The following is a 24,043-nucleotide window of genomic DNA, read 5'->3' on the forward strand; positions in this document are numbered from 1 at the left end:
GCCAACGTCGGATTCATACGTTCGGAGTCGGGTCGCGTGTGACCGTGCGATCCGATACTGGGGGCCTAGCTCGGATGGGATGGTTCGGCGGGTTACCGCAGTGAGGGACAGAGGGATTCGGATGTCCGGCACCTTCGGGGCGGCTGATGGCAGACGTCGGTGAAGAGGGCGGTGCGGTATCTGCCGATCTTGAAGAGTCGACTCGGGGAGTTGACTGCGCTGAGGCAGATGGCGGACGAGATTGCTGAGAGTTGTTTGCCGCTTGTCGATTTCGTGCCAGGTGGGCGGGGTGGTACGGCGCTCGAGCCGAGGTATCAGGATTCGTTGGAGAGCTTGTTGAACCATTGGAATCCTCGGTTCGAGTTGATCGTCGATACGCATGGTCTGCCTGGGGTGGAACGGTGGAATCCGACCGCGTACATGGTTGATGGCTGTGCCGAGGCGCAGATGGCTGTGATACCGGCGGTGAGACTGTCGGATTCCGTGGGTGTGCAGCGCCAGGTTGGGGCTGCTGTGCGGCGAGCTTGCCATCAGTCGATCTGCATTCGCGTCACCGAGGTAGATCTGCTCGGGGAGAACGTATCTCGGCTCCCGGCACGAATTGACGCGGCGATAGATGCCATGGAGAAGGATCCGGACTCGATTCATCTGGTTGTCGATCTCGGTGCTATCGCGGGCGAGCGGGACGCTTTACACAAGGCTCGAATTACGCGACTGGCGCTGCCATACCTTCCGCATATCGAGTACTGGCAGTCGATAACCGTTGCGGGAGGGTCATTTCCGGACGACCTCCGCAATGTGCCGCCCAAAATCCTGACGCGACTGGAGCGCTCGGAGGTGGGATGCTGGCGTACCGTTGCGAGACAGCTGGGTGAAAAGCACGGCAGGACTCCCGGTTTCGGCGACTACGTGGTTGCTTCTCCGCGACACACAATCGGTCGAGGATTCCATGCTCCACCGCAGCTGCGCTACACCGTCGACAACGCTTGGCTGGTAACGAAATACGGCAAGAATGAACAGCACGCCCGGTTCTTCGATATCTGTGCGGAGATCGCCGAACACCCCGAGTTCACCCCGGGACTGACCTGGGGAGATCGGGAAATCGAGGCCCGCAGCCACCATGACCGGCCGCCCACCGCGCCCGGACCGGGTAATGCCACGACGTGGCGAGCGATCGGTACCAGCCACCACATCGGATACATCGTCGATCGCATCACGGCCAGAGGTCAGCGGTGACACAGCTACCGAGCGCCAGGATCAGTCCAAGTCGATGCGGACGGTCAGCAAGTCTGTGCCGACGGCCCATACCACCGCGCTATTGGCGCGCGGGAGTTTGCGGAGCCGAGCCCTTGCGTCATCGGCTGGCACCAGGTGCGCGGTGCCGGAGTACCAACGGCCACGGATGCGGAGTCGAATCCGGTTGTCCGACTGGATGTTTCGGATGTATTGAGACTTCTCGCCGAACTCGGAGACGAGCCAGAAGGAGTTGCCTTCGCGGCGGCCGCCGATGGGGGTGATTCGGGGCTGACCGGTCTTGCGGCCTGTTGTTTCGAGCAGGGTTTGGATCGGCAGTCGGGCCAGGATCGGGTTACCGATGTATCGCTGGCCGGTTGTCACCACTCGGTGTTGCAGGTCTCGCAGCTTGGTCACGAACCCAACGTACGGGAAGGGAAGACGCCAGGGATAGGAGGCCGAAAGCTAGGACGGCGGCTGTTGTTCGGGCGAAATGGGCTAGTTGCCAGCGGTTGCGGACGTGCGACCAGTCGGCGGGTGGGGATTGGATGGTCCAAGCGAGTTGGTCGGCGTTGATTGGGAGGTTGACCACGAGTGTGAGGCCGAAGACGAATAGGAGTAGCGCGAGGGCGGTCAGGGGCAACCAGCGGGTATTTGTTTGGAACGTGCGGTAGGCGAGGAATGCCGTGGTGAGTAGTGCGGGCAGCAGGGTGGCGACGGCTAGTTTGTCCAGGGAGTCGAGTTCGACCTGTCTGACCTGGGTGTAGACCGCACCGTTGAAGTGGCGTAGGGAGAGCTCCAAAACCATTACGCCGGTGAGGAATCCGGCGAACAGGCCGGTGAATACGAGGCTGGCGACGCGCGTGTATCTCGTCATGCCCATGCTCCCGCGTGATCGGCGGCCCAGGTTGCGAAGGGGCGGGCGGGGCGACCCAGGATCGTTTCGATCTCGGTGGTGACCGTCGCGGGTTGATCCAGTTCGCGGCGGTAGCGCGCCATCAGCGCTTGGACGAAACCTTCGTCGAGACCGTTGCGGATCATGCCCTGGGCTGCCAGCTCCGCGGGGACCTCTTGGAAACGCAGTGGCCTGCCGATCGCTTCGCCGATGATCGGGACCATCGCTTCGAGGCTGAGCGGCTCGGGGCCGGTGATGGCGATCTTTCTGCCGAGCAGCGAATCGTCCAGGAGCGCACGGGCGATCATGTCGGCGACGTCGCGCTCGTGGATGACCGCCTCGGTGAAGCCGCCGTACGGGCCTCGGACGGTATCGCCGAATGCGAGTTGGCCGCGCCACATTGCGAGGGTGTTCATCGCGAATGAGCTGGGGCGCACCGCAATCCATGGCAGACCGCTGTCGATGACGGCGCGCTCCACCTCGGCGTTGCGGTCGCCGTTGCGGCGGGACGGCTGATGGTCGAGGGGGTCGTCCACATTGATCGCCGACATGACAACCAGTTTCGGGACTCCCGCTTCGGCGGCAAGCTGCACGAGCTTGTCGGTGTCGTCCTTGGCCGCGCGGGGGTGGACGAAGAGCCCGCGAACGCCCCGCAGTGCGGAGCGGATCGACTCTGGCGCAACGGCTTCCACTCCTGCGGGGAAGGCGGCCGTCGCCGGGTCGCGAGTTACGGCGCGGACCTCGGCACCTTCGGAAAGCAGGGCTTCGATGAGTGGGCGTCCGATGATGCCGGTCGCTCCGGTCACGAGGTACATGAGGTGATCCATTCGGTTGTCGTATAGTACGAGAACCGTAGCATATTACTTTGGGAGTCGTACTATATGAGTTCCGTATCATCTGCGCATCGGAAGGCGACCGTGGCACTCAAGGGGTCGCTGCGAGAGCTGAGCAATCAGCTGTCCCTGCTCAACCGGCGGGTCGGGAGCAAGGTCGAGATGAAGGATGTCGACCTCGACTGCCTCGACCTGATCAATCGAATGGGTCCACTCAGCCCGAAAGCGCTGGCCCATGAGGCGGGGCTGCATCCGGCGACCCTCACCGGAATCCTCGACCGGCTCGAGAAGGGTGGCTGGATCGCCCGCGAACGCGACCCGTCCGACCGCCGGGCCACGCTGATCCAAGGGCTGCGGGAACGCAATTCCGAACTGCTGAGCCTGTTTTCCGGGATGAACTCGTCCCTGGACGAGATCTGCGCCGACCACAGCGCGGCCGAACTCGAACTCATCACCGGGTTCCTGCGCCGCGCGGTTACCGCGGGGCGCGACGCGACCGAGAACCTGACATGAATACGAAAAAGCCGCAGATCGATGATCTGCGGCTTTGCTGTGGTTCTAGCTGGGTTCGAACCAGCGACCCCTCGCGTGTGAGGCGAGTGCTCTCCCACTGAGCTATAGAACCGGGAGATGTTGCGGTGTTCGGGCGGCTGTTTCTGTGCTGCTCGAACGAGAATGAAGATTACACATAGGGGTGGCAGGACGCCAAATCGCGTGCACAACGGCGTAAAAACGGGGTTCTACGGGGAGGTGTGACGGGTGAGGTTTCATCTGGGTGTTGCCGGGGCGATACGGGGGTGTCGTGTCGACGAGGTTGGGTGGGCAGACGCGGTTTCGGTCCCGGAGCGGCCGAACTACACGGGTGTAGTTCATATTTACCCCTGTTTACCAGGCGATTTGTTACCTGCGCCGCGGGTCGGCTAGTGTTCTACCTCGTCAGCCGGACGGCCGCAAGGTCCCCGGGAGACAGAAATGCGGATGTAGCGCAGCTGGTAGCGCATCACCTTGCCAAGGTGAGGGTCGCGGGTTCGAATCCCGTCATCCGCTCGAGGGGCCAACACGGCCTGCTTGGCGGTGTGGCCGAGTGGTGAGGCAACGGCCTGCAAAGCCGTGCACACGGGTTCGATTCCCGTCGCCGCCTCTTCTTTATGAAGAGACATAAAGACCCGCGCGATTAGCTCAGCGGGAGAGCGCTTCCCTGACACGGAAGAGGTCACTGGTTCAATCCCAGTATCGCGCACCAGAGTTCACGAAAGGCCCGGCTTCGGCCGGGCCTTTCGTGTTTATCCAGGTCAGTGGGCCGACAGGCTGCTGAGTACCCCGTCCAGGTAGCCGCCGCTGAAGGCGCTGCCGAGGTTGGCGGCGGTGCTGCCGGTGTTCACGGAGCCGGCGCCGATCACATTGCCCAGGTCCGAGGCCGAGCCGGGGGTGATGTCCACCTCCTGGGCGTTGAGCGGAAGGCCTTCCGCGGCGGCCGTGCCGGCGACACCGCCGAGGAAGGCGAGAGCGGTCGCGCCGACGAGAATGGTGCGTTTCATGAAGTTGTCCCCTAATCCGGATCTCTGGCGGGCGCGGTGCTATCCCGCTCCGCCGGGGCAGAGCATATGAAACATTTTCAATTCAGATGATGGTTTCAGGCGGATCACGCAGTGCCGCAAGCCAGATCGCGACGACCGCCGGACGCACCTGCCAGACTGGCGGTATGACGGTTCGCAACCCCGGGCAACAGCAGAATGGCCGATATGTACAGCCGCCACGGGCGAAACGGTCGCTGTGGGGAAAGCTCACCCGGTTCGGGATCGTTCCGCTGCTCGTCTTCCTCGTGGTGCTGATCTTCTTTCCGCTGATACTGCTCGCCGCGCTGATCTTCCTGCAGCCCCGGCACGAACCGGTCGCGCCCGCCGCGCCCTCGAACGGGGTCGCGGTCACCGCCCCCGCGCCCATCACGAGCGCGCAGACCTGCTATCCCTTCCAATTGGACTGCACGCCTCGGTGAGTCGGCGCTTAGGCTCATACCCATGACCGGTACACCCTCCGCCGAACAGCATCTGCGTGACCTGGCGCGCCTGCGCAAGGTCCGCGATCGCATCGATCGCGAGTACGCGCAGCCGCTGGACGTGGTGGCGCTGGCGCAGGACGCACATATGTCGGCCGGGCATTTGAGCAGGCAGTTCAAGCTCGCTTACGGCGAATCGCCGTACAGCTATCTCATGACGCGACGCATCGAGCGGGCCATGACACTGCTGCGACGTGCGGATATGAGCGTCACCGAGGTGTGTTTCGCGGTGGGGTGCTCCTCACTGGGGACGTTCAGCACGCGGTTCACCGAGTTGGTCGGCGTACCGCCGAGCACCTATCGCAAGCAGGAGGCCGACGCCACCGTCGGGATTCCGGCGTGCGTGGCCAAGCAGGTCACCAGACCGATCAGGAATCGAGAAGCCTAGGCATCGGATCAGCAAATAGGCTGATCCCATGACCACACCGACGAAGAAGCAGCCCGCGGCGCACGCGGCGGACAGTCACGAGGTGATCCGTGTCTACGGCGCGCGGGTGAACAATCTCAAGGATGTCAGCATCGCGATTCCCAAGCGGCGGCTGACGGTGTTCACGGGGGTTTCCGGGTCGGGGAAGAGTTCACTGGTGTTCGGGACGATCGCCGCGGAATCGCAGCGATTGATCAATGAGACCTACAGCAGTTTCGTACAGGGGTTCATGCCGAGTCAGGCGCGGCCCGAGGTGGATGTGCTGGAGGGGCTCACCACGGCGATCCTGGTCGATCAGCAGCGGATGGGATCGGATCCGCGGTCGACGGTCGGCACGGCCACCGATGCCAATGCCATGCTGCGAATCCTGTTCAGCCGCTTGGGGAAACCGCATATCGGATCGCCGAAGGCGTATTCGTTCAATGTGGCCTCGATCAGCGGCGCGGGTGCGGTCACGGTGGAGAAGGCCGGGCGGCAGATTCGCGAGAAGCGCACGTTCAGCATTACCGGCGGTATGTGCCCGCGGTGTGAGGGCCGGGGATCGGTGAATGACATCGATCTGACGCAGCTGTACGACGAGAACAAATCGCTGAACGAGGGCGCGCTGACCATTCCCGGGTACAGCATGGACGGCTGGTTCGGCCGAATCTTCACCGGCTGTGGGTATTTCGATCCGGATAAGCCGATCAAGAAGTACAACAAGCGCGAATTGAACGATCTGCTGTACAAGGAGCCGACCAAGATCAAGGTCGACGGCATCAACCTGACGTACGAGGGTTTGATCCCGCGCATTCAGAAGTCGATGCTGTCCAAGGATGTCGATGCGTTGCAGTCGCATATCCGGGCGTTCGTGGAGCGGGCGGTGACCTTCACCGTCTGCCCGGAATGCCATGGCACCCGGCTCAGCGAGCAGGCGCGGTCATCGAAGATCAAGAAGATCAGCATCGCCGACGCCTGCGCCATGCAGATCAGCGATCTCGCCGAATGGGTGAAGGGGCTCGATGAGCCTTCGGTGGGGCCGCTGCTGGAATCGCTGGGCCAGACCCTGGATTCATTCGTGGAGATCGGGCTCGGATATTTGAGCCTGGATCGCGCCTCGGGCACGCTGTCGGGCGGAGAAGCGCAGCGCGTCAAGATGATTCGACATCTCGGATCGGCGTTGACCGATGTCACCTATGTCTTCGACGAGCCGACGGTCGGGCTGCACCCGCATGACATCCAGCGCATGAACGAACTGCTGATTCGACTGCGGGACAAGGGGAATACGGTGCTCGTGGTCGAGCACAAGCCGGAGACCATCTCGATCGCGGATCACATCGTGGATCTCGGACCGGGTGCGGGCGCGGGCGGCGGCACGGTGTGTTTCGAGGGCACCGTCGACGGATTGCGCAAGAGCGACACCATTACCGGACGGCATTTCGACGATCGCGCCGCGGTCAAGGATGCGGTGCGGAAATCCAAGGGCGCGTTGAAGATTCGTGGGGCGAAACTGCACAACCTGCGGAATGTGAATGTCGATGTGCCGCTCGGGGTGCTGGTGGTGGTCACCGGTGTCGCGGGGTCGGGCAAGAGTTCCCTGGTGCACGGGTCCATCCCCGCCGGGGAGGATGTGGTGTCGATCGATCAGGCTCCAATCAAGGGGTCGCGGCGGAGCAATCCGGCGACCTACACCGGGCTGCTGGAGCCGATTCGCAAGGCGTTCGCCAAGGCCAACGGGGTCAAACCCGCGCTGTTCAGCGCCAATTCCGAGGGCGCGTGCCCGGCGTGCAATGGCAACGGGGTCATCTACACCGATCTGGCCGTGATGGCCGGGGTCGCCACCGTCTGTGAGGAGTGCGGGGGTAAGCGGTTCCAGGCCGCCGTGCTGGACTACCACCTGGGTGGACGCGATATCAGTCAGGTGCTGGCCATGCCGGTGTCCGAGGCTGTCGAGTTCTTCGCCGACGGTGAGGCGAAACTGCCTGCGGCGCACAAGATTCTGCAGCAGCTGGCGGATGTCGGGCTGGGGTATCTGACCATCGGGCAGCCGCTGACCACACTCTCCGGCGGTGAGCGACAGCGGCTGAAGCTGGCCACGCATATGGGCGAGAAGGGCGGGGTGTACGTGCTCGACGAGCCGACCGCGGGCCTGCATCTGGCCGATGTGGAGCAGTTGCTCGGATTGCTCGACCGGCTCGTGGACTCCGGCAAGTCGGTGATCGTGGTCGAGCATCATCAGGCCGTGATGGCGCACGCCGACTGGATCATCGACCTCGGGCCGGGGGCCGGTCATGACGGTGGGCAGATCGTGTTCGAGGGCACGCCCGAGGATCTGGTCGCATCTCGCGCCACGCTGACCGGCGAACATCTCGCCGAATACGTGGGTCGGTCAGGAATCAAGAAGCGCGCGGCGCGGGCGCGCGGATAGCGTCTAGGACATGGACCTATCGATTCTCAATACTTTCCTCCCGCACACCGATCCGGAGGAATCGCTGGCGTTCTACCGTGACGCGCTCGGATTCGAGGTGCGCAATGACGTCGAATACGGGCCGATGCGGTGGATCACCGTCGGTCCGGCCGGGCAGCCCGGGGTGTCGATCGTGCTGCATCCGCCGGGCGCGGATCCGGGCATCACCGAGGATGAGCGGCGCGTGATCACCGAGATGATGGCGAAGGGAACGTACGCGACCATCGTGCTGACCACCTCCGATATCAACGGGGTGTTCGACAAGATCCAGGCCACCGGCGCGGAGGTCGTGCAGGAGCCGATGGATCAGCCGTACGGGGTGCGGGATTGCGCGTTCCGGGATCCGGCGGGCAATCACGTGCGGATCAATCAGGCGCTCTGAGGTTCGACGCATACCGCGCGACCGGGCACACTGCCGTGGTGCCCGAGTCGGCGGCCGTCAGTCCTCGACCGCCACCGGCCAGGGCAGGGTGGCGCGGAGTTGGAAACCGCCGAACGGGCGGGGGCCGAAAGCGAGTGTGCCGCCCACCAATTCGGCGCGTTCGGTGAGGCCGAGCAGGCCGTAACCGGACAGCGGGGCGGGGCGGGTCGCATCGTCTCCGCCGGAGTCGCGGACGGTGACCGCCAGGCCCTCCCCCGCCGTACCCTCCACGCCGATCCAGACGCGCGCGCCCGGGGCGTGTTTGCCGACATTGGTCAGGCCCTCCTGGACGATGCGGTATGCGGTGCGGGCGCTCGTCACGGGCGGATCGCCCACCGTGCGGTCGGTGAGTGTCACGGCGAGGCCGGAATCGCGGGCATCGGCCACCAGGGTGGGCAGGGCGGCCAGTGACGGTTGCGGGGGTTCCGGATCGCTGGTGTGCAATTCGTCGGCGCGCAGCACGCCGAGCACATCGCGGAGTTCCTCCAGCGCCTGACGGGAATTGTCGGCGATGGTTTTGGCGATCGCGCCGACCTGTTCGGAGTCCAGATCCGGGCGGTAGGTGAGCACGCCCGCCTGCATGGCGACCAGTGAGATCCGGTGTGCGAGAACATCATGCATCTCGCGGGCGATGCGGTGGCGTTCCAGGATGCGGGCCTCGGCGGCGCGGGCGACCTGGGCTCGTTCGGCGATCTCGGTGCGCTGTTGCAGGGACCAGATCACCTCGCGACGCGAACCGACGGCGACGCCGATCGCCACCACGGCGCTGATGGCCAGGGCCAGGAACGCCACGGTGTACCAGAATGCGCCGGGCAGGCCGTTGTCGACGTTCAGGTCCGGGTAGAGGACCGTCATGGCCATGCCCGAGATGACACCGCCGACCGCGATGGGGACGATCTCCCGCGACCGCCGCCGGGTCGCCACCGAGCACAGGGCGAGCAGGGAGGGGCCGCTGGCGGTCGTCGACACCGCCGAGGCGGCCGTGGTGATCGCGGCGACGGCGACCGGCCAGCGCCGGCGGAAACCCAGCAGCGCCAGCATTGCGACACCGATGATCGGATCGGCCACACACAGCCACGTCACCAGCATCCCGGAGACATCGTCCGGCAGGCTCTGCTTGGCGATGATCCAGGACAGCGCGGCGAAGAGCACCACGACCAGCAGTCGCCAGCCCTGCTGCCACCAGCGCAGCGGCGCGGGGCCCGGGCGTAGGGGCATGCTGATCTCGGTCACCCCACCAAGATTCCCTTCGGATCCCGGTGGTGCGCATCAGCCTGTGGTCTGGAATCGAAGCGACTGAAGGATGACCTTTTCCCGGCCCGGTGACCTGCGTCATCGGGGGCCGCCGCTACTACGCTGGGGCCGTGATCGAGTTCGGTTCGCGGGCAAGGAAACTACCGGCGTCGCCGACAGCGGTGTGGGAATCGCTCACCCAGCCGCGGCGGGCCGGGGCGCGGCCGTGGCTGAATCTGCTGGGCGATGAGGTCGAGCCGCGGATCCTGCGGGCCGAGGAACCACGGACGGTGGTGTGGTCGTCGCTGTGGCCGAGTCGGCCGGATGATGAGATTCGGTTCGAATTGTCGGCGACGCCGAGCCGGGAGACGCTGGTGCGATTCACACTGCTGACGCCCGGCGCGGCTCCCGACGCAAGCAAGGCCGGGCATCTGCGACGGCGACTCAACGTGTTGCTCTTCGCGGATCTGCGGTACTCATACGGCGGCTGAGCGCCCCCCGACATGCTTCCCGCTACGCCGCGAAACACCCGATATGGTGCCGATTTGCTTTCCACCCCGGTTTGTCCCTAAAGTTCTGTCCCGCAAGCCGATCGGCTCCAGGGCCCCGGCAAGCAAGCGGATGTAGCGCAGCTGGTAGCGCATCACCTTGCCAAGGTGAGGGTCGCGAGTTCGAATCTCGTCATCCGCTCAAAGTACGATCTCGCGCGATTAGCTCAGCGGGAGAGCGCTTCCCTGACACGGAAGAGGTCACTGGTTCAATCCCAGTATCGCGCACCAACGAGGGATCAGATGAGGCTCGGGTTCCACCGGGCACCTTCTCCGGAATCGCGATAGGCAGCACCGCACGACCGCGACGCACACGCGGGGAATCTCCCCTCGCACAGTACTTCAGGATCCTGAAAATCGGACTGCGCCAAGTCGACTCTTGACACCGACCTCGGTCATCTACGCGTAACTCATCGCGCGAGGCATTACTACCGCGTTAGTGCCCTAAATCAGGCCGCCCACGTCACCCGCCACAGGCAAACCGCGCGCCGCCACCTAGTCAACCGCACGGTTAACTAGCGGACCCAGCCAATCAGGCCCCTCCCTCCTTCACTAGCTACTCCTCCCACAACCTTCTTCCGTCCTCCCGTTTATGCTGGTAGGTCTGCATGTCGGAGTTCGGGACTTGGGTCGAACCAGGTGAACGATCTATCGATGTTTCGCACGAGTTCCGCATCGATGGCGTGTCGACCACCGGTTTCACACGTCACTGATCGCGCGCCACGTCTGCATTCGTCCCTCGTTTCGATTTCTGTGGATTTACTTGAGCAACAGCGGATTCCAGGACATCTTCACTCAACCTCTCCCGTGGGCGGTCCTGTCAGACCTCCCCCCAACCTCTCCCGTGGGCGGTCCTGTCAGACCTCCCCCACGCCCGGAATGGGGGAGGGGCGAGCGACTCTCACGATGTGATCGCCTATCAAAGGGCTTCGTGTTTGGCAGCCGGCACCCTTGCAGTCGGGGCCTGACTCCGTTCTCATGCCCGCTCCGCACCTCCTTACGGCAGCCGAGCCATAGTGCCATCTCACCGAGTGTATAAGCCAGACAAAGGAAGGCCGAGAGCTGTTGCTGCTCTGGCCAACGTCCGAGTAGCCAACGTGAAAGCCGTTGTTCGGAGCGTGACCTTCCAATCAAGCCGCTATGTTGCAGTCCAATTACCCTACAAAGGCAAGCACATCGGCCATTGGTTGGAGGCTGCAGCGCCTTCGAGGGGCGCGTTTCTCTCACACAGGTAGTTCGGTCACAGGAGCGTTCGCTCGTATGCAGCACTCGTCCACCGCAGTTGGTCGGTTCGTAGCCGACACCGGGTCGGCTGCCGTCACTGGTATGTCCAGGAAGGCCATTGCTATGCTAAATCGTGCCATAATTTGCACCTTCCAATAATAGGGACAACGACCTTCACTATCGTATGCCAGAGTTACGAGACTGCATTCACCTTGAGCACGAGAACGCAAAGCTCGAGCGCGAGAACGTAAAGTGTGGCACAGATAGTTTATTAGAATGGGGCAACGGTGGGCTATTTGTACGAGAACAGCACTCCCGATCGATTTCAACAGCTTTGCCAGAGTCTTCTCATAAAAGAATATCCGAATCTTCAGTGCTATCCTGTGGGGCAGCCGGATGGGGGCAGAGATGCACTCGACACCGAGAGTTCGACTGTTGCTCAAATAAAATTCAAACGAGCTGACGATGGTGAAGATAATTCAGACTGGCTGATCAATACCTTAACCGCCGAGTTGCCAAAGATTGAGAATTTAATTGATCGCGGCCTCAAGAAGTACGTGATCGTCACAAACGCTCGTGGAACATCGCATCTCGACAGTGGACGAATAGACAGGATAGACGCCTGGCTGAAATCACATTTGCAGATAGACTCTATGTGCTGGTGGCGAGATGAAATAGATCGCAGGATGGACCTCGCGCCGACTGAGTTAAAATTGAAATACTCCGAAATACTAACCCTTGAAGATGGAATTGATGTCGTACTAAAGAAGGTATTGGGTAGCTCGAATAAGCGCCGAGACGATGCGATTCGCTGTTTCATAGTAAAGCAGTACGAAGACGATGAAGACATTAAATTTCGCCAAATAGACCTTTCAAATGAATTATTGAATCTGTTTATAGATATACCAATCATATTTCCCAGGAATGCGATAGACAACGTCGGGCAAGTTCACTACGAAGACATTTTTCCTCATCACTACCTTCAGGATGGCCTAAATCCAGGATTTGCCCTCATCGACCCCGCAGATCGCCGGAACGGCATCTACAGTCCCATAGGTGCGGGTCGATTTCTATTGAGCCTCGCCGCGCAAGAAAAAATGAAGCTCATCATCCTGGAAGGAGCGCCCGGCCAGGGAAAATCAACGCTTTCACAGTTCGTCTGCCAGGTTCACCGAGCAAGGTATCTCAGTAGAACAGAATTGCTTGACCGAATTCCGACGAAATATAAAGAAACAGCCTTCAGAATACCTTTGAAGGTCGATCTTCGGGATTTTTCGAAGTTCCTCGAGGGTAAGTCACCTTTTGAGATTGTCGAAACTATTACAACTCGCCCGAAGAGCCTCGAAGGCTTTCTTGGAGAGTTGATCTTCTATGGTTCCGGCGGGGTCGATCTGGATACCCACGAAGTTCAGGAGATACTCACCAAAGCTCCCGTTCTTCTGTTCTTGGACGGGCTCGACGAGGTCGCCGATCTCACAATGCGTCGGAACATCGTCAAGTTGACCGGACAAACACTCAGTCGGCTAAAGGAACTTGGCGCTGATTTGCAAGTGGTCGTCACGAGTCGGCCTTCGGTTTTTGGGAAAGTAAACACCTTTCAGCGTTTCGGGTTCGTTAACGCGACGCTTGGACACATAGATGAATCTCGAGTGTTCGAGTATGCAGACAAATGGATAAAGGCAAGAAAATTGCGGGCCATCGATGAACGGGAAGTGAAGTCCATACTTTCCGAGAAGATAGCCCTGCCGCACATCCGTGAACTCACCCGCAATCCGATGCAGCTCACGATCCTGCTGACACTAATTCATCAGGTGGGCTATTCTCTTCCTGACCAGCGTACGGAACTCTATAACAAATATCTCGACTATTTCTTTGTCCGAGAGGCAGAGAAATCACGCGAATTTCATAACAACCGAGACGTCCTCATTGGTTTCATTGAATACCTTGCTTGGCATTTGCAAAGCCAAGCCGAAGCGAGTCGGGCAAGCGGAAGTGTTTCAAACGACGAACTTCTAACACTGGCAAGGGGCTACCTACGCGAAGGTGATCACGACGCAGACCTCGCAGAGAATCTTTTCGGTGGAGGTCTCGAAAGAATTTATGTCTTGGTCGAGAGAATTGAGGGACTCTACGAGTTCGAGGTGCAGCCTCTCCGCGAGTACTTCTGTGCACACTATTTGTACACTACGGCGCCTACTGCAACTAGACGCGGTGGGTCTGTAAACGGCGACAGATCCCAGCGATTCGAGGCTATGGCTGCCAATCCATTTTGGCTCAATGTGACTAGATTCTACGCTGGGTTCTACGTACGCGGCGAGCTGGGAAGTCTCGTATCAAGTCTGCGCGAACTAATCGCATCTCCGGACCTCGCAACTTCGTTGCATGCAAGAAGGGTTGGTCTGGCTCTACTCCAAGATCGCCTGTTCACCTCCAAGAAATTCTTACAGGAAGACCTTATCCGGTCAATTTTTGACTCACTTGGAATTGTCTCTCTCACAATAGGATCGCAGTTCGATGAGTCTCCTCGACTCCAGCCTGAATGTGGTCAAGAAATTTTGCGGACTTTATATTTTGAGTTCCTGCAGAAGATCAAGAATAGAAATCTCGTGGCCCTGTGTAGTTATCAACTGGCCTATCTGAACTCTCATGATTTGATGCCGCAATACCGGTCTATACTGGAGAGCCTGACTGGGCAGGAACGGACGACACAGCTGATTCAGGTGTTCCAGAGTGGAGCTGCGGAGGTCGCGGATCCCTCTGAGATATGGGAACTACTTACAGTAGACAAACCAAGTCGGAGAGTACTTCTGGACCGGATTACCGTTGCATGCATGGATCGGGCAAATACAGCTATGAGCTCGATTCAAGTTGTCGATGCAATGATCGAAGGAATTCTCGACGGCATGGTGGTAGAATCTGCCTATCGTCCGAGCTCTATGCGATTTCCATCACTTGATGCATTCAGGGTGATGTTGGCGATTCCTAAGTACACAAGAGATTCTCGAACGACGGGATATAGAAGACTCTACAGCCTCTTAGACTACACTCAGGAAAGCGATTTGGGAGGCGATATCCCTCCAGGAGGAGAAAAGGTATCGGCGTTTGTCGATGATTTACTGAGATCGTCAAACCTGGTCAGCCAAGAGCTATCCCAAAATGGTCTTTCATTCGATGGATGGAATATAATTTGCGAAGCCGCGCGAAGTCATTTTGGAGAGCGGTGGGCATTGCGGTCGATAGCAATCCGAGCAGCGGGAATGAAGCCTCGCGTCAAAATTTCAGATAGCACTCATACTTCATATGCAGAAATACCCATATGCATTCGCGCGAGAAGTCTAAGAATGTGGCGAGGTGGCGCAGACCGATGGTTGAACGAGCTAGAAGAAGCGACGACCAGAGTAGATAAAATATTTTGGGCTGGCATGGTTGTCCAATGGTCCAGCCCGAAGAACCTTTTCAGCTTGACCACACAAATCAACGAGTTAATCGACGACCTCGATGCCGATGAGTACAATTCATTGCAATCTACATTATTTGCAGTGACCGCCGAGGGTGCTATTAGAAGTGATCGAAAAAGATTGAGTAGCGTAGACTTGACCGCACTCTCCGGGCGTGCAGCCGCGCTTGTCGCTATAGCATTTGGAGCCGATATCCGGTCGTTGATCTATACTGACACACATGCCAAGCACCGAGAGTTCAGTGACTGGCTTGAGTGGCGGACGGAGTACGAATATCTTAGAGATGCTTCCGGCTCACGAGATGATCTCGACGAGCTAAAGCTCGTACAACGAGACTGCGAGTTGCGCGATACTCAGTGGTCATATTCTCCAGAGTCCGCGTATCGCGTCGACGGCTATAGACCATCCTTAGAGACTGCAAAGCTGGTAATGAAATCGCCGGAAAGATACTCGTACCAAATAATACGCACATGTCTCTCAATAATCCTTGGCAGGTTCCAGCCTCGCTCTCTTGTCTCGATATGCCAGAGTGAAGAGTGGGAATTCGAGTAAAGTTGCAGAAAGAGCTGAACCTATTCTCCTGGGCGAGAACTATGCCGCCAACGAAGGTCGTGATCCATCCGCCTCACGACAATTGTCTCAGTAGATCGGACTCGCATCGAGTGTATTGAAACTTCTCAGCGGGCATACCGACCGTGGCACGTACGGGACGGGACCGCACCTGCATCGGCCACTTCGAGAATCCGGTTGGTGCGCTCAATGCAGCTGTCAGCGGTCGATCACCACTTTGCCGCTGACGTGGCGGGCGGCTTGGAGTTCGGCTGCCGCGCGGATGTCGTCGATGGGGAAGGTTGCGGCGATGGGGACGCGCATGTGGCCGGAGGCTATGAGGGTTGCGATGGTGTCGAGGGCGGTAGGGCGGTGTTGGCTCCGTTGGCGGCGGGGATGCCGTCGAGGACAGTGGCGATGGTGCAGATGCGGGTGTCCGGAACGCCTAGTTCGCGGGCTACGTGCACGGTGCCGGTTCCGATTACTTGTGCGCCCGCGATTCGGGCCAGTTGGATGGCGAATACGCCTGCTCCGCAGCCGGCGCCGCCGATCAGGACCGTGTCGTTGGGGCCGAGGTCGAGGACGTCGAGGGCGGCGGAGGCGGTACTGCCGGCGATCGACAGGGTGGCTGCGGTGCGGTCGTCTACCTCGTCGGGTGTGTGGTGGGCGACGCCGCTGACGATGTTTCCGTTCGCGTCTATCACTACGAAGTCGGCGATGGCTGGGACAGGGCCGTTCCGAATAATCGGTCGCCGATAGTGTAGCCGGTCGCGTCGGGGCCGATCTGGTCGACGATGCCCGCGTAATCGGTGCCGAAACCAACGGGCAGGGTCAGGCCGAACGTGGCCGCGGTTTCGGCGTCGGCGGTCATGACCCAGTCCATGGGGTTCAGGCCCGCGGCGGTGACTCGGATGCGGACCTGGCCGTCGCCCGCCTGGGGTTCGGGCACGTCCTGGACGGTCAATACCTCTGGGCCGCCGAACGACTCAAGTAGGACCGCCCGGCTCGCGCCTGCTCGGGGTCCACCGTTGGGTTGCTGCATCCTGCGCCTCAACGTGTTCGCGGAGCCATTCTGAAAGGCTCAGCCTGAGCCGTTCTCACCGGTCTCAATCATTGCAGGATCGACTACCTACTGGTCTGCGACACGGCAACTCCCGACCGATGAGGGCTGGGTGTTCTCACCGCTGGAAACAGCGGGCCAATCGGAAACCTGTTGACCGAGGGTCGGCTCATGCAAGATGCACAGACTCCACAGCAGGCGCTGGATATCGCCGCGGCCGCCACGCAACGGGCGCGCGAGGCCGCGGCGGTGCCAGGTTGGGCACCGGGGTCGCCGGTGTACTCGCCGCGCTCACCGTCATGCTGATCTGCACTGCCATCAATGACGATCTGGACGTGGTGCCCCGCGCGATCATCGGTATCGCCGGGCTCGCAGCGATTTTTGGGCTCATCAAGCTCATTTGTGGATGCGCGGCATCGTCGATTTCCTCGGGCCGAAACCCGGGGGCGGACTGGGAAAACTGGTGCGGCGGTTCGGATTCCTCACCCTGGAGACCTACACCACGACCTCGACCGGCGCTCGGTACAAGGTGCGCATGCATTCGACACTCGAACCCGGTTACGAGATGACCGGCATGATCATCGGCCAGGCGGCATTGAGTCTGGTGCAGGACCAGGATCGACTGCCGAAGATCAGCGGTGTGCTCACTCCGGCCGCCGCCTTCGGCGATGTACTCATCGAACGCATCACCGCCCCGGGCACCGGGCGTCACCATGGAACTGAGCCGCCTCGACTGACCGAAGCAGCCGGGTCGCGCGTCAGCCCGGCAGCCAGTTCAGCTCGTGTGCCAGAGTTTTGGCGACGGCGCGGACGCGGCGGTGCAGGGGCGATTGGACGCGCGGGAGGACGAGGTGAATCGTCAGGGTGGGGGCGTCTCGCAAGGGTCGCCAGGTGAGACCGGCCGAGAGGACCGTGATCGCGGCCTCGCCTGCCGGGGCGAGGGTCAGGCCGTCGCGTAGATCGCGCTGAAACAGATCGAAAGAGATTGCGGGCGTGCGGAATCGGGGGGTCGGCTGGATATCGCGGAACAGTGCGGCGAGTTGATCGTGGACTGCGGGGTTGACCGTGCGGTCCGGGAGTCGCAGTGGATACGCGGCCGCCGCGGCGATATCGATCTCCGGGTCTTCGGCGAGCGGATGATGCTGTGCCAGTTGGACACCGACGCGCTGGCGGCGCAGCAGGAAACGACGCACGCCGCGGCCCGGCTGTTCACCGCGGGTGATTCCGGTGTCGATGCGGCCGTCGGCGACGGCGGTGGAGATCTCCGGGGTCGCCATCGGGACGGCGCTGACCTCGAGGCCCGGGGTGTCGCGGATGAGTCTGTCCACCAGGGACGGTGCCGTTTCGGCACCGGTGCTGAGGCTGTATCCGATGCGGAGGGTGCCCACTTCACCCGCGCCTGCGCTCCGGGCGGCGTCCCAGGCTCGGTCCAGCGCCGCGAGGGCGGGCGGTGCGGACTCGGCCAAAGCCGCACCGGCCGTGGTCAATACGACGGTGCGGGTATCGCGAACCAGCAGGCTGGTGCCGAGTTCGGCTTCCAGGCGGCGCATTCGGGCGCTGAGCGCGGGCTGTGCGATGCCGATTCGTGCGGCCGCGCGGGTGAAGTTCAGCTCCTGAGCCAGTACCAGGAAGTACCGCAGGCTCACCGTGTCCGGTGCCACGCACCCTCCCCGTCGATTGATAACGATCCGTTCTGAGTCTATCCCGTTCGGGTCTTTCCCTTGCCCGCACATCAAGCCCTAACCTGCGGATATGACAATTCAACGGGCCGAGCACGGCAACCCTGATCCGCGCGGAGGCCGACATGCATAAGTTGCTGGTCCTGTACCCCGCGCCCACCGACCCCGACCACTTCCGCGACTACTACGTGAACACCCACCTTCCGCTGGCCCTGGCGATGCCCGGACTGCTCGCGGCGCGGTACAGCTTCGAGGTGTCGGCGGTCGGCGGAAAAGCGCCGTATTTCGCGGTCTTCGAAGCCGACTTCGCCGACGCCGACGCCATGAAGGCAGCGCGGTCGTCGCCGCAGGGCCAGCGGGCGAACGCCGATGTCGCCAATTACGCCACCGGCGGTGTGGTCGTCATCGACTATCCGGCGTGGAGCGCATCACCCGACGAGTGAGCCACCGGCGGCTATGACTTGACTTCTTCGAGCCCCCACCTGATGTACAGGAAGGTGGGGGTGTGGCTTTCGGGTTCGTAGTAGGCGAACGCCATTCCGCCGTCACCGGCCATACTGCGGAACATGTAGTACTGGAGGTCCTTGAACCGTGGATTCAGGAATTTCAGGATTTCCACGGCGTCCGATTCGAAGCGGTCGATTTCGTCGCCGGAAGCGCCGGAACCCTTCAGGTGGTTGAGGATTCGCACGAAATACTGCTTCAGGTAGGCCTTCAGCTCGGCTTTGGTTTCGAAATAGGTTTGCGTGTACCCGAAGCCCACCTGCTCGTCGATGACATTGTTGACCTTCTCGTCGGCGGCCCTGGTGATGATCTTGGAATCGACTCGGAACATTCCGGGGACCGCAGATCCTTGCGCGTCGATCGCTTCCGCGATCTCGAAGGAATCGGAGATGACGTCATCTCCGGTGAAGATATCCCGCCAGACCAGCATCTTCCCCAGCCCTCCGTAACGGCCCCGTGGCCGCGCGCGGCCGAGAGATCGGCGTTCATGAAACCCATTGCAGCATAGCGCGTTCGGTGAGGTCGAGACTCGATTCCGGCGGCTGCTCGCGGCCGCCGCACCGCTCCGGGACACGCCCGCCGCAGCGTTTCGGGTGCGGGTCGCTACCTCACATGAGCACGGGTGGCGTGGCATGGTGGGGGGATGGCGGAGGATGCTGAATTGAATCCGGCGGCGGTGGAGGTGGGGAGGTTCTTTCCGCAGCCGCCGGAGGAGGTGTGGCGGGCGTTGACGGATCCGGACCTGCTGGAGCAGTGGCTGTTGCGGTCGGTGGGGTTCACGCCCGAGGTGGGGACGCATTTCATGTTCGTCATGCCCACCGAGCCGCCCTCGGAAATCGTGTCCGAGGTGCTGGTGGCGCGGCCCGGAGAGCAGTTGACGTATACCTGGGTTTACACGAAGGGTGAGAATCCGCCGAAGTGGGTGGTGGATTGGACGATTGAACAGCAGGGGCGGGGAACGCGGCTGCTACTGACGCAGACCGGATTCGATATCGAGGATCGACGGCAGAAGATGGCGCGCAATGCCATGGAGCGCGGATGGCGGAATCTGATGCCCAAACTCGAGGCCGTACTCGCCCGCTGAGAAGTCAGTGAATTTGTCGGCGAAGGAATGCTTCCAGGGGTGTCAGGACCGCTTGGGGGTCGTCGATGAATGGCCAGTGGCCCGCGTCTTCGATGATGTGAATCTCGGCGGCGGGGAAGAACTTTCGTTGTTGGTCGGCGAAGCGGACCGGGATGTAGCTGTCGCCCGCGCCCCAGATCACGCATACCGGAAGGGAATCGGCGGATAGGCCGAGGTTTTGTTCGGGGAAGGCGCTGGCGGGGTCGCGAGTGTTGCGGTAGAGGGTGAGGACGGCGCGTTTGTGCGGCCAGTCGGCGAAGCTGGCGACGCGGTCGACGTAGTTGCGCGGCAACGGTTTTGGATTGTCGCGGTTGAGGGCGATGTGCATGGCTCTGGGATTGCTCGCCAATTGGAAGAGCTCACCGAGCAATGGGGTTTGCCAGATGCGGGCGTAGCGATGCCAGCGGTAGCCCTGGAGTGCGCCGGTATTGATCAGGGTGAGGCTGGCAAGCGCGTCCTGATGGTCCAGGGCCCAGCGCAAGCCCCACGCGCCGCCGAAGTCGTGCAGCACCAGGTGAACCCGGGTGATGCCGAGTTGGTCCAGGAGTCGACCGAGGAAGCGGGCGTGGCCGGTGACGCTGTGGTCGAAGGACTTCGGGCGCTCGGATCGCCCGAAACCCGGCATGTCCATGGCGATTACGCGAGCGAAGCCCGCGATGGGCGGGACCAGGTCCGTCCAGTCGTCCATGGGGCCGGGGTTGCCGTGGACGAAGACCACGGCCTCCCCCGCGCCCGCCGGATCGCTGTCGTGGACGGCGCAGCGGACGCCGTCCACGATGTGTTCGGTGACCGCCAGGGCCGGGGTGGTGTCAGTCATGCGGAGCTTCCACGGGATTCGGAGGGGTTCGGGAGGAGAGGTCGTCGGCGCAGGCGCGCAGGATGCGGCCGAAGACATGGGTCACGATGGGCCGCGCGATGCGGCGGGTGGCGGCGGCCGCGGCGAAGGGGACGGCCATTTCGGTGGTGGTCGACCACACCACATGGGTGCCGCCGGGGACCTCGGTGAAGGTCATGGTGCCGCCCTCGTGACGCGAGGGCGGGATGCTGCGGTCGACCACGTAGTCGAAGGAGCGCGGGGCGTCGTAGCGGGTGACGCGTTCGACGAAATAGCCGATCAGCCAGGTGTGCACGCGGATCGCGCCGACGCCGTAGGGGGCGTCGCGGCCGGGTTCGGTGAGCTTGCAGCGCAGCACCCAGCGGGTGCGCTCGTAGTTGGTCGTGGTTGCGCACCAATCGAATACCTGATCGATGGGCGCGGGGATGGTGCGTTCTACGGTGATGGTTTCCATACCTCTGGGACACCTCCGGGTCCGAGACCGTGACATGTGATCACGAAATTTTTCGCAGCAGTGGGCGAACCACCTCGACCTCGCGCAGTTTGTCGGGATTGCGCACGGCGTACAGGCCGGTGATCAAGTCACCGGACACCTCGATCATGAGGATGGAATCGAGCGATCCATCGGCGGCGCGGCACAGCAGTGCGGGCAGCGCGTTGAACCGGCCGAGCTCGAAAGTCATGTCCGCCATGGGACCTCGCGCCAAAGCGATGAGGTACTTGGCGACCGGTTCGGGCCCCAGGATCGGGCGGCCCGCCACGGTGACCTTGCCGCCGCCGTCGGAAATCGACACCACATCCGGGGCGAGCACATCCATCAGCGTCTGCACTTCACCGGTGCGCGCGGCCAGCGCGAAACGGGCGATCACCGCGCGGCTGGTATCCGAATCGGGTTCGAAGCGCTTACGCCGCGCCCGCACATGCGCGCGGGCACGATGCGCGATCTGCCGCACGGTGGCATCGGATTTGCCTATCATGCCCGCGATTTCGACCAGGGAATGCCCGAACACCTCGGACAGTACGAAGACCGCGCGCTCGGTGGGGCCGAGGGTTTCCAGCACCAGCAGCATGGCCATCGACACCGATTCCGCGAGGAGGACGTCGTGGCTGGCATCGTGCTCGGTGCGAATCGGCTCGGGCAGCCAATTGCCCACGTACTCCTCGCGCCGCCGCCGCAGCGAACGCAATCGATTCAATGCCTGCCGCGTCACCACCTGGGTGAGATACGCGCGCGGATGCTCCACCGCTTCGGCGTCGCGCCAGCGAATGTAGCTGTCCTGCACCACATCCTCGGCATCGGCCGCACTGCCCAGGATCTCGTACGCGATCGTGAACAGCAGCGGCCGCAATTCGTCGAATACCCCCAATTCGCCCACCGCTCCAACCTAACGCCAGTTACGGCGGACAGCGATGTGAGACATGGCTCTGGAGGACAAGAGACCGAAGAACAAGAGACAAAGACGCCTGGACAAGAAGAGAACAAGAACAAAGATCAAGAACAGAGCCAAAGACAAAGACCAACAACAAGAACCAAAACAACTGGGCGGCTTGGTTCTTGGGTCTGGGAGGTGACCGCCGCCTGTCACACCGTCGGGTGGGTGAGGACATGCCTGTAGCACCGGCAGGAGGGTTCCTGACGGTGGAGGCAGGTGGGGTGGAGCTATTGCCGGGCTGGGCAAGCCGGGCGAGGCAATACCCACGGTCGCTGACGCATCCGATTCGGCACACAGGCCCGAGAGGGGCGTGCGGGCAACGGCGGGGCTGCCGGGGCGGTGGCCATCAACTCGTCCGGGTGGTGAAGATGGTTCACCCTCGGTGTGCGAGTCGGGTCGATGTGCGCGGGCGCGATCCACGCGGTGCGGCCCGCGAAGGCCGAATCCTTGCCGAGCTTGATCGTGGTCCACCCGGTCGGAGTGTCGTTCACCAGGGCGTGGCAGTGATCGCAAGCCAGGGTGAGGTTTTCGATGTCGGTGGGTCCGCCCTTGATGTACTCGGTGACATGGTGGACAGCGGCCATGCTTGCTGGTGCGGTGCATCCGGGGCGGGTGCAGCCACGCTCGGTGGCGATCAACGCCATGCGCTGTGCCGGGTTCGCCAAACGGGCTTCGCCGATGTGCAGGGGCATGTTGTTGCCGTCGGTGACGACGGAGAACGTCTTGCTTTTGCGTGCAGCCATTTCCAACGCGACCGCGACCGGCACAGTCCCGCCGGTGGCGGTGGTCGCTACTCCGGCGGCGCGTTCCACATCGGCGATGTTCATGGTCAGGATCGTGGTGACGGGCAGTCCACGGTGTGAGCCCAGGTGGGCGGGGTTGAAGTCAGGGTGCAGGAGCGCGAACAGGGCATCGTGCTGACGCTGCACGGTCGTGCGTGTGTCCCGCTTGGCGGCGGCCTCGACCACGTCGGGGCTCAGGTTCTCGTCCACCACGAACGGGCTTTCGGGATCAGCCGGGTTGCACAGGCCAGGCCGGGCGAGCTTAGCCAAGACCGCATCCATGGCCGCGCGAGCTGCGGGGGTCAACACCACGGTCATGGTGGACATCAGGTCGAACCCTTGGGGGCTCAACCGCATGCTGCGCATACGAGCCCGATCGGTGTCGTCGGTGAGGGTGCCATCGGGATCCAGGTGTCCCAGGATGCGGTCACCGATTTTGGGGAGCTGGTTCGGGTTCAACGCGCGTGCGTGCCGCGCGAGGTGTTCTTCAGCCAGGGCGCGGTCTTCGGCGGTGACTTGGTTGGGCAGGCGGTCCATGACCTGCCGGATCACGCGCACATGGTCGAGTCCGATCGCGCCTTCTTCTTGCGCCAGAGCAGTATTGGGCAGCACCGGCGCAGGGGTCGATACTTCGGCGTCGTCTCCTACACGCGGCCAGATCGCGGCCTGCTCAGCGCAGTGCCAGCGGTTCAGCGCGTCCCCGTGTGAGATCCGCAGGGTGTCTTGCAGGAACAGTGCGACGCTGCCTGCTCCGGCGCGCTTGGGCAGCGACCGCGAGCAGGTTTGCACGACCAGGTCGAGTTTGAGCGCGTCGAGTTTGCGGGTGGCGGTTTCGATCTGCTGCATCAATTCGACGATGTCGTTGTCCGACAACGGAATAAGCGGCAGAGAAACGAGGGTGTCGATCGCAGCGGAGAGTGCGGTTGCACTCTCCGTGATTGCGACTTCCTCCCCTGAGTTCATGCTTCTATTCTACTCCCCTGAAACAGAGATGGAGAGTCTAATTCGGTTGTGATACAACGCTATTCAGACCATCCCATATTTACATTCGCGCGTCTTTTGAATCTCCAATCACTGATGCACTGAGTGGGATCGCGGGTGATCACATGTCCAACCAACGGTTCGGCGACCCGGAGCCTTCAGGGGCTTCGGAGGACCGACGAGCGAGACGCAGTGCGACCTTATCGAAATAGGCTCTGGCGGCACACGTTTCGATATCGCAGGATTGGTGAGCCCGTTGACCGCGTTGGGCGACCTCGAGGTTCATGATCGGGTAGTCCGGGGGTTGATGGCCGAGTTCCATG

General features: G+C 61.8%; 21 protein-coding genes, 6 tRNA genes and 1 pseudogene. 15 read left to right on the plus strand and 13 right to left on the minus strand.

The window, feature by feature from the left end; translation table 11 throughout:
- Nucleotides 1-171: 171 nt before the first annotated feature.
- Nucleotides 172-1,236 carry a beta family protein gene (locus ACFC0O_RS04915; RefSeq protein ID WP_375953916.1) on the plus strand — a complete coding sequence of 355 codons (1,065 nt, stop codon included), beginning with the start codon at nucleotides 172-174 and terminating at the stop codon, nucleotides 1,234-1,236.
- Nucleotides 1,237-1,257: 21 nt separating this feature from the next.
- Here ACFC0O_RS04915 and ACFC0O_RS04920 read toward each other — a convergent pair whose 3' ends face one another.
- Genes ACFC0O_RS04920 through ACFC0O_RS04930 form a run of 3 tightly spaced genes read right to left on the minus strand, consistent with a single transcriptional unit; the run spans nucleotide 1,258 to nucleotide 2,943 of the window.
- Nucleotides 1,258-1,650, minus strand: coding sequence for a nitroreductase/quinone reductase family protein (locus ACFC0O_RS04920; protein WP_375953917.1), 393 nt, complete (start codon nucleotides 1,648-1,650; stop codon nucleotides 1,258-1,260).
- Complete coding sequence (locus ACFC0O_RS04925; protein WP_375953919.1) at nucleotides 1,589-2,116, minus strand: anthrone oxygenase family protein; 528 nt, start codon at nucleotides 2,114-2,116, stop codon at nucleotides 1,589-1,591. The genes ACFC0O_RS04920 and ACFC0O_RS04925 overlap by 62 nt, the downstream gene beginning before the upstream one ends.
- Nucleotides 2,107-2,943, minus strand: coding sequence for an SDR family oxidoreductase (locus ACFC0O_RS04930; RefSeq protein WP_375953921.1), 837 nt, complete (start codon nucleotides 2,941-2,943; stop codon nucleotides 2,107-2,109). Before ACFC0O_RS04930 ends, ACFC0O_RS04925 begins: the two co-directional genes overlap by 10 nt.
- A gap of 102 nt (nucleotides 2,944-3,045) precedes the next feature.
- Between ACFC0O_RS04930 and ACFC0O_RS04935 the strand changes: the two genes are divergently transcribed.
- Nucleotides 3,046-3,474 carry a MarR family winged helix-turn-helix transcriptional regulator gene (locus tag ACFC0O_RS04935; RefSeq protein WP_375953923.1) on the plus strand — a complete coding sequence of 143 codons (429 nt, stop codon included), beginning with the start codon at nucleotides 3,046-3,048 and terminating at the stop codon, nucleotides 3,472-3,474.
- A gap of 40 nt (nucleotides 3,475-3,514) precedes the next feature.
- Here ACFC0O_RS04935 and ACFC0O_RS04940 read toward each other — a convergent pair.
- Nucleotides 3,515-3,586, minus strand: a tRNA-Val gene (locus ACFC0O_RS04940).
- 349 nt (nucleotides 3,587-3,935) lie between these two features.
- Here ACFC0O_RS04940 and ACFC0O_RS04945 point away from each other — a divergent pair.
- The 3 genes from ACFC0O_RS04945 to ACFC0O_RS04955 all read left to right on the plus strand — a co-directional run bounded on the left by ACFC0O_RS04945 (nucleotide 3,936) and on the right by ACFC0O_RS04955 (nucleotide 4,204).
- Nucleotides 3,936-4,008 (plus strand) — tRNA-Gly (locus ACFC0O_RS04945).
- Nucleotides 4,009-4,031: 23 nt separating this feature from the next.
- Nucleotides 4,032-4,102 (plus strand) — tRNA-Cys (locus ACFC0O_RS04950).
- A 27-nt stretch (nucleotides 4,103-4,129) separates the two neighbouring features.
- Nucleotides 4,130-4,204: transfer RNA gene (locus ACFC0O_RS04955), tRNA-Val, on the plus strand.
- Nucleotides 4,205-4,253: 49 nt separating this feature from the next.
- Here the strand turns inward: ACFC0O_RS04955 and ACFC0O_RS04960 are convergent.
- On the minus strand, nucleotides 4,254-4,499 hold the full coding sequence (locus tag ACFC0O_RS04960) for a hypothetical protein (RefSeq protein ID WP_364631856.1): 246 nt from the start codon (nucleotides 4,497-4,499) through the stop codon (nucleotides 4,254-4,256).
- Nucleotides 4,500-4,663: 164 nt separating this feature from the next.
- Between ACFC0O_RS04960 and ACFC0O_RS04965 the strand changes: the two genes are divergently transcribed.
- From ACFC0O_RS04965 to ACFC0O_RS04980, 4 genes are read left to right on the plus strand one after another with little or no spacing between them, the layout of a single operon-like run.
- The gene (locus tag ACFC0O_RS04965) at nucleotides 4,664-4,957 is read left to right on the plus strand and encodes a hypothetical protein (RefSeq protein WP_375953925.1); all 294 of its coding nucleotides are present in this window, start codon (nucleotides 4,664-4,666) and stop codon (nucleotides 4,955-4,957) included.
- Between the two features lie 22 nt (nucleotides 4,958-4,979).
- Nucleotides 4,980-5,405, plus strand: coding sequence for an AraC family transcriptional regulator (locus tag ACFC0O_RS04970; RefSeq protein ID WP_364631850.1), 426 nt, complete (start codon nucleotides 4,980-4,982; stop codon nucleotides 5,403-5,405).
- 28 nt (nucleotides 5,406-5,433) lie between these two features.
- Nucleotides 5,434-7,851: an ATP-binding cassette domain-containing protein gene (locus ACFC0O_RS04975; protein WP_375953927.1), complete on the plus strand. Its 2,418-nt coding sequence runs from the start codon at nucleotides 5,434-5,436 to the stop codon at nucleotides 7,849-7,851.
- Between the two features lie 10 nt (nucleotides 7,852-7,861).
- Entirely contained in the window at nucleotides 7,862-8,272 is a 411-nt protein-coding gene (locus tag ACFC0O_RS04980; protein ID WP_364631845.1) for a VOC family protein, read from the plus strand.
- A gap of 57 nt (nucleotides 8,273-8,329) precedes the next feature.
- Here ACFC0O_RS04980 and ACFC0O_RS04985 read toward each other — a convergent pair whose 3' ends face one another.
- A complete protein-coding gene (locus ACFC0O_RS04985) occupies nucleotides 8,330-9,544 on the minus strand; it encodes a sensor histidine kinase (RefSeq protein ID WP_375953929.1) in 1,215 nt (404 codons plus the stop codon).
- Nucleotides 9,545-9,675: 131 nt separating this feature from the next.
- Between ACFC0O_RS04985 and ACFC0O_RS04990 the strand changes: the two genes are divergently transcribed.
- The 4 genes from ACFC0O_RS04990 (at nucleotide 9,676) to ACFC0O_RS05005 (ending at nucleotide 15,326) form a co-directional block, all read left to right on the plus strand.
- The gene (locus tag ACFC0O_RS04990) at nucleotides 9,676-10,035 is read left to right on the plus strand and encodes a hypothetical protein (protein WP_375953931.1); all 360 of its coding nucleotides are present in this window, start codon (nucleotides 9,676-9,678) and stop codon (nucleotides 10,033-10,035) included.
- 126 nt (nucleotides 10,036-10,161) lie between these two features.
- A tRNA-Gly gene (locus ACFC0O_RS04995) sits at nucleotides 10,162-10,234 on the plus strand.
- Nucleotides 10,235-10,248: 14 nt separating this feature from the next.
- Nucleotides 10,249-10,323: transfer RNA gene (locus ACFC0O_RS05000), tRNA-Val, on the plus strand.
- Nucleotides 10,324-11,603: 1,280 nt separating this feature from the next.
- Nucleotides 11,604-15,326 carry an NACHT domain-containing protein gene (locus tag ACFC0O_RS05005; RefSeq protein WP_375953932.1) on the plus strand — a complete coding sequence of 1,241 codons (3,723 nt, stop codon included), beginning with the start codon at nucleotides 11,604-11,606 and terminating at the stop codon, nucleotides 15,324-15,326.
- Between the two features lie 216 nt (nucleotides 15,327-15,542).
- Here the strand turns inward: ACFC0O_RS05005 and ACFC0O_RS05010 are convergent.
- Nucleotides 15,543-16,365: pseudogene (locus ACFC0O_RS05010) on the minus strand (NADP-dependent oxidoreductase).
- 776 nt (nucleotides 16,366-17,141) lie between these two features.
- Entirely contained in the window at nucleotides 17,142-18,044 is a 903-nt protein-coding gene (locus tag ACFC0O_RS05015) for a LysR family transcriptional regulator (RefSeq protein WP_375953934.1), read from the minus strand.
- A 143-nt stretch (nucleotides 18,045-18,187) separates the two neighbouring features.
- Here ACFC0O_RS05015 and ACFC0O_RS05020 point away from each other — a divergent pair, with 143 nt between their 5' ends.
- Complete coding sequence (locus ACFC0O_RS05020) at nucleotides 18,188-18,505, plus strand: EthD family reductase (protein WP_375953935.1); 318 nt, start codon at nucleotides 18,188-18,190, stop codon at nucleotides 18,503-18,505.
- Nucleotides 18,506-18,516: 11 nt separating this feature from the next.
- Here ACFC0O_RS05020 and ACFC0O_RS05025 read toward each other — a convergent pair whose 3' ends face one another.
- Nucleotides 18,517-18,996 (minus strand): hypothetical protein, encoded by a 480-nt coding sequence (locus ACFC0O_RS05025; RefSeq protein WP_375953937.1) that lies wholly within the window; start codon nucleotides 18,994-18,996, stop codon nucleotides 18,517-18,519.
- A gap of 213 nt (nucleotides 18,997-19,209) precedes the next feature.
- Between ACFC0O_RS05025 and ACFC0O_RS05030 the strand changes: the two genes are divergently transcribed.
- Nucleotides 19,210-19,650, plus strand: a complete 441-nt coding sequence (locus tag ACFC0O_RS05030) for an SRPBCC domain-containing protein (protein WP_364631834.1) — start codon at nucleotides 19,210-19,212, stop codon at nucleotides 19,648-19,650.
- A gap of 4 nt (nucleotides 19,651-19,654) precedes the next feature.
- Here ACFC0O_RS05030 and ACFC0O_RS05035 read toward each other — a convergent pair whose 3' ends face one another.
- The 4 genes from ACFC0O_RS05035 to ACFC0O_RS05050 form a co-directional block, all read right to left on the minus strand.
- Nucleotides 19,655-20,506: an alpha/beta fold hydrolase gene (locus ACFC0O_RS05035; protein ID WP_375953939.1), complete on the minus strand. Its 852-nt coding sequence runs from the start codon at nucleotides 20,504-20,506 to the stop codon at nucleotides 19,655-19,657.
- Nucleotides 20,499-20,978: an SRPBCC family protein gene (locus ACFC0O_RS05040; RefSeq protein WP_375953941.1), complete on the minus strand. Its 480-nt coding sequence runs from the start codon at nucleotides 20,976-20,978 to the stop codon at nucleotides 20,499-20,501. The genes ACFC0O_RS05035 and ACFC0O_RS05040 overlap by 8 nt, the downstream gene beginning before the upstream one ends.
- A gap of 40 nt (nucleotides 20,979-21,018) precedes the next feature.
- Nucleotides 21,019-21,900 (minus strand): RNA polymerase sigma-70 factor, encoded by an 882-nt coding sequence (locus tag ACFC0O_RS05045; RefSeq protein WP_375953943.1) that lies wholly within the window; start codon nucleotides 21,898-21,900, stop codon nucleotides 21,019-21,021.
- 284 nt (nucleotides 21,901-22,184) lie between these two features.
- Nucleotides 22,185-23,585 carry a DUF222 domain-containing protein gene (locus ACFC0O_RS05050; protein WP_375953945.1) on the minus strand — a complete coding sequence of 467 codons (1,401 nt, stop codon included), beginning with the start codon at nucleotides 23,583-23,585 and terminating at the stop codon, nucleotides 22,185-22,187.
- Nucleotides 23,586-24,043 lie beyond the last annotated feature (458 nt).

It is taken from the genome of Nocardia sp. NPDC056100 (assembly GCF_042266325.1).
Classification (GTDB): Bacteria; Actinomycetota; Actinomycetes; order Mycobacteriales; family Mycobacteriaceae; genus Nocardia.

Excerpts from the sequence above, each read along its gene's own strand:
- ACFC0O_RS04960 (WP_364631856.1), bottom strand. The coding sequence starts at position 4,499 with ATGAAACGCACCATTCTCGTCGGCGCGACCGCTCTCGCCTTCCTCGGC.
- ACFC0O_RS05030 (WP_364631834.1), top strand. The coding sequence starts at position 19,210 with ATGGCGGAGGATGCTGAATTGAATCCGGCGGCGGTGGAGGTGGGGAGG.
- ACFC0O_RS04930 (WP_375953921.1), bottom strand. The coding sequence starts at position 2,943 with ATGTACCTCGTGACCGGAGCGACCGGCATCATCGGACGCCCACTCATC.
- ACFC0O_RS05040 (WP_375953941.1), bottom strand. The coding sequence starts at position 20,978 with ATGGAAACCATCACCGTAGAACGCACCATCCCCGCGCCCATCGATCAG.
- ACFC0O_RS04965 (WP_375953925.1), top strand. The coding sequence starts at position 4,664 with ATGACGGTTCGCAACCCCGGGCAACAGCAGAATGGCCGATATGTACAG.
- ACFC0O_RS05025 (WP_375953937.1), bottom strand. The coding sequence starts at position 18,996 with ATGCTGGTCTGGCGGGATATCTTCACCGGAGATGACGTCATCTCCGAT.
- ACFC0O_RS04980 (WP_364631845.1), top strand. The coding sequence starts at position 7,862 with ATGGACCTATCGATTCTCAATACTTTCCTCCCGCACACCGATCCGGAG.
- ACFC0O_RS04970 (WP_364631850.1), top strand. The coding sequence starts at position 4,980 with ATGACCGGTACACCCTCCGCCGAACAGCATCTGCGTGACCTGGCGCGC.
- ACFC0O_RS04975 (WP_375953927.1), top strand. The coding sequence starts at position 5,434 with ATGACCACACCGACGAAGAAGCAGCCCGCGGCGCACGCGGCGGACAGT.
- ACFC0O_RS05050 (WP_375953945.1), bottom strand. The coding sequence starts at position 23,585 with ATGCAGCAGATCGAAACCGCCACCCGCAAACTCGACGCGCTCAAACTC.
- ACFC0O_RS04925 (WP_375953919.1), bottom strand. The coding sequence starts at position 2,116 with ATGGGCATGACGAGATACACGCGCGTCGCCAGCCTCGTATTCACCGGC.
- ACFC0O_RS05020 (WP_375953935.1), top strand. The coding sequence starts at position 18,188 with ATGCATAAGTTGCTGGTCCTGTACCCCGCGCCCACCGACCCCGACCAC.
- ACFC0O_RS05035 (WP_375953939.1), bottom strand. The coding sequence starts at position 20,506 with ATGACTGACACCACCCCGGCCCTGGCGGTCACCGAACACATCGTGGAC.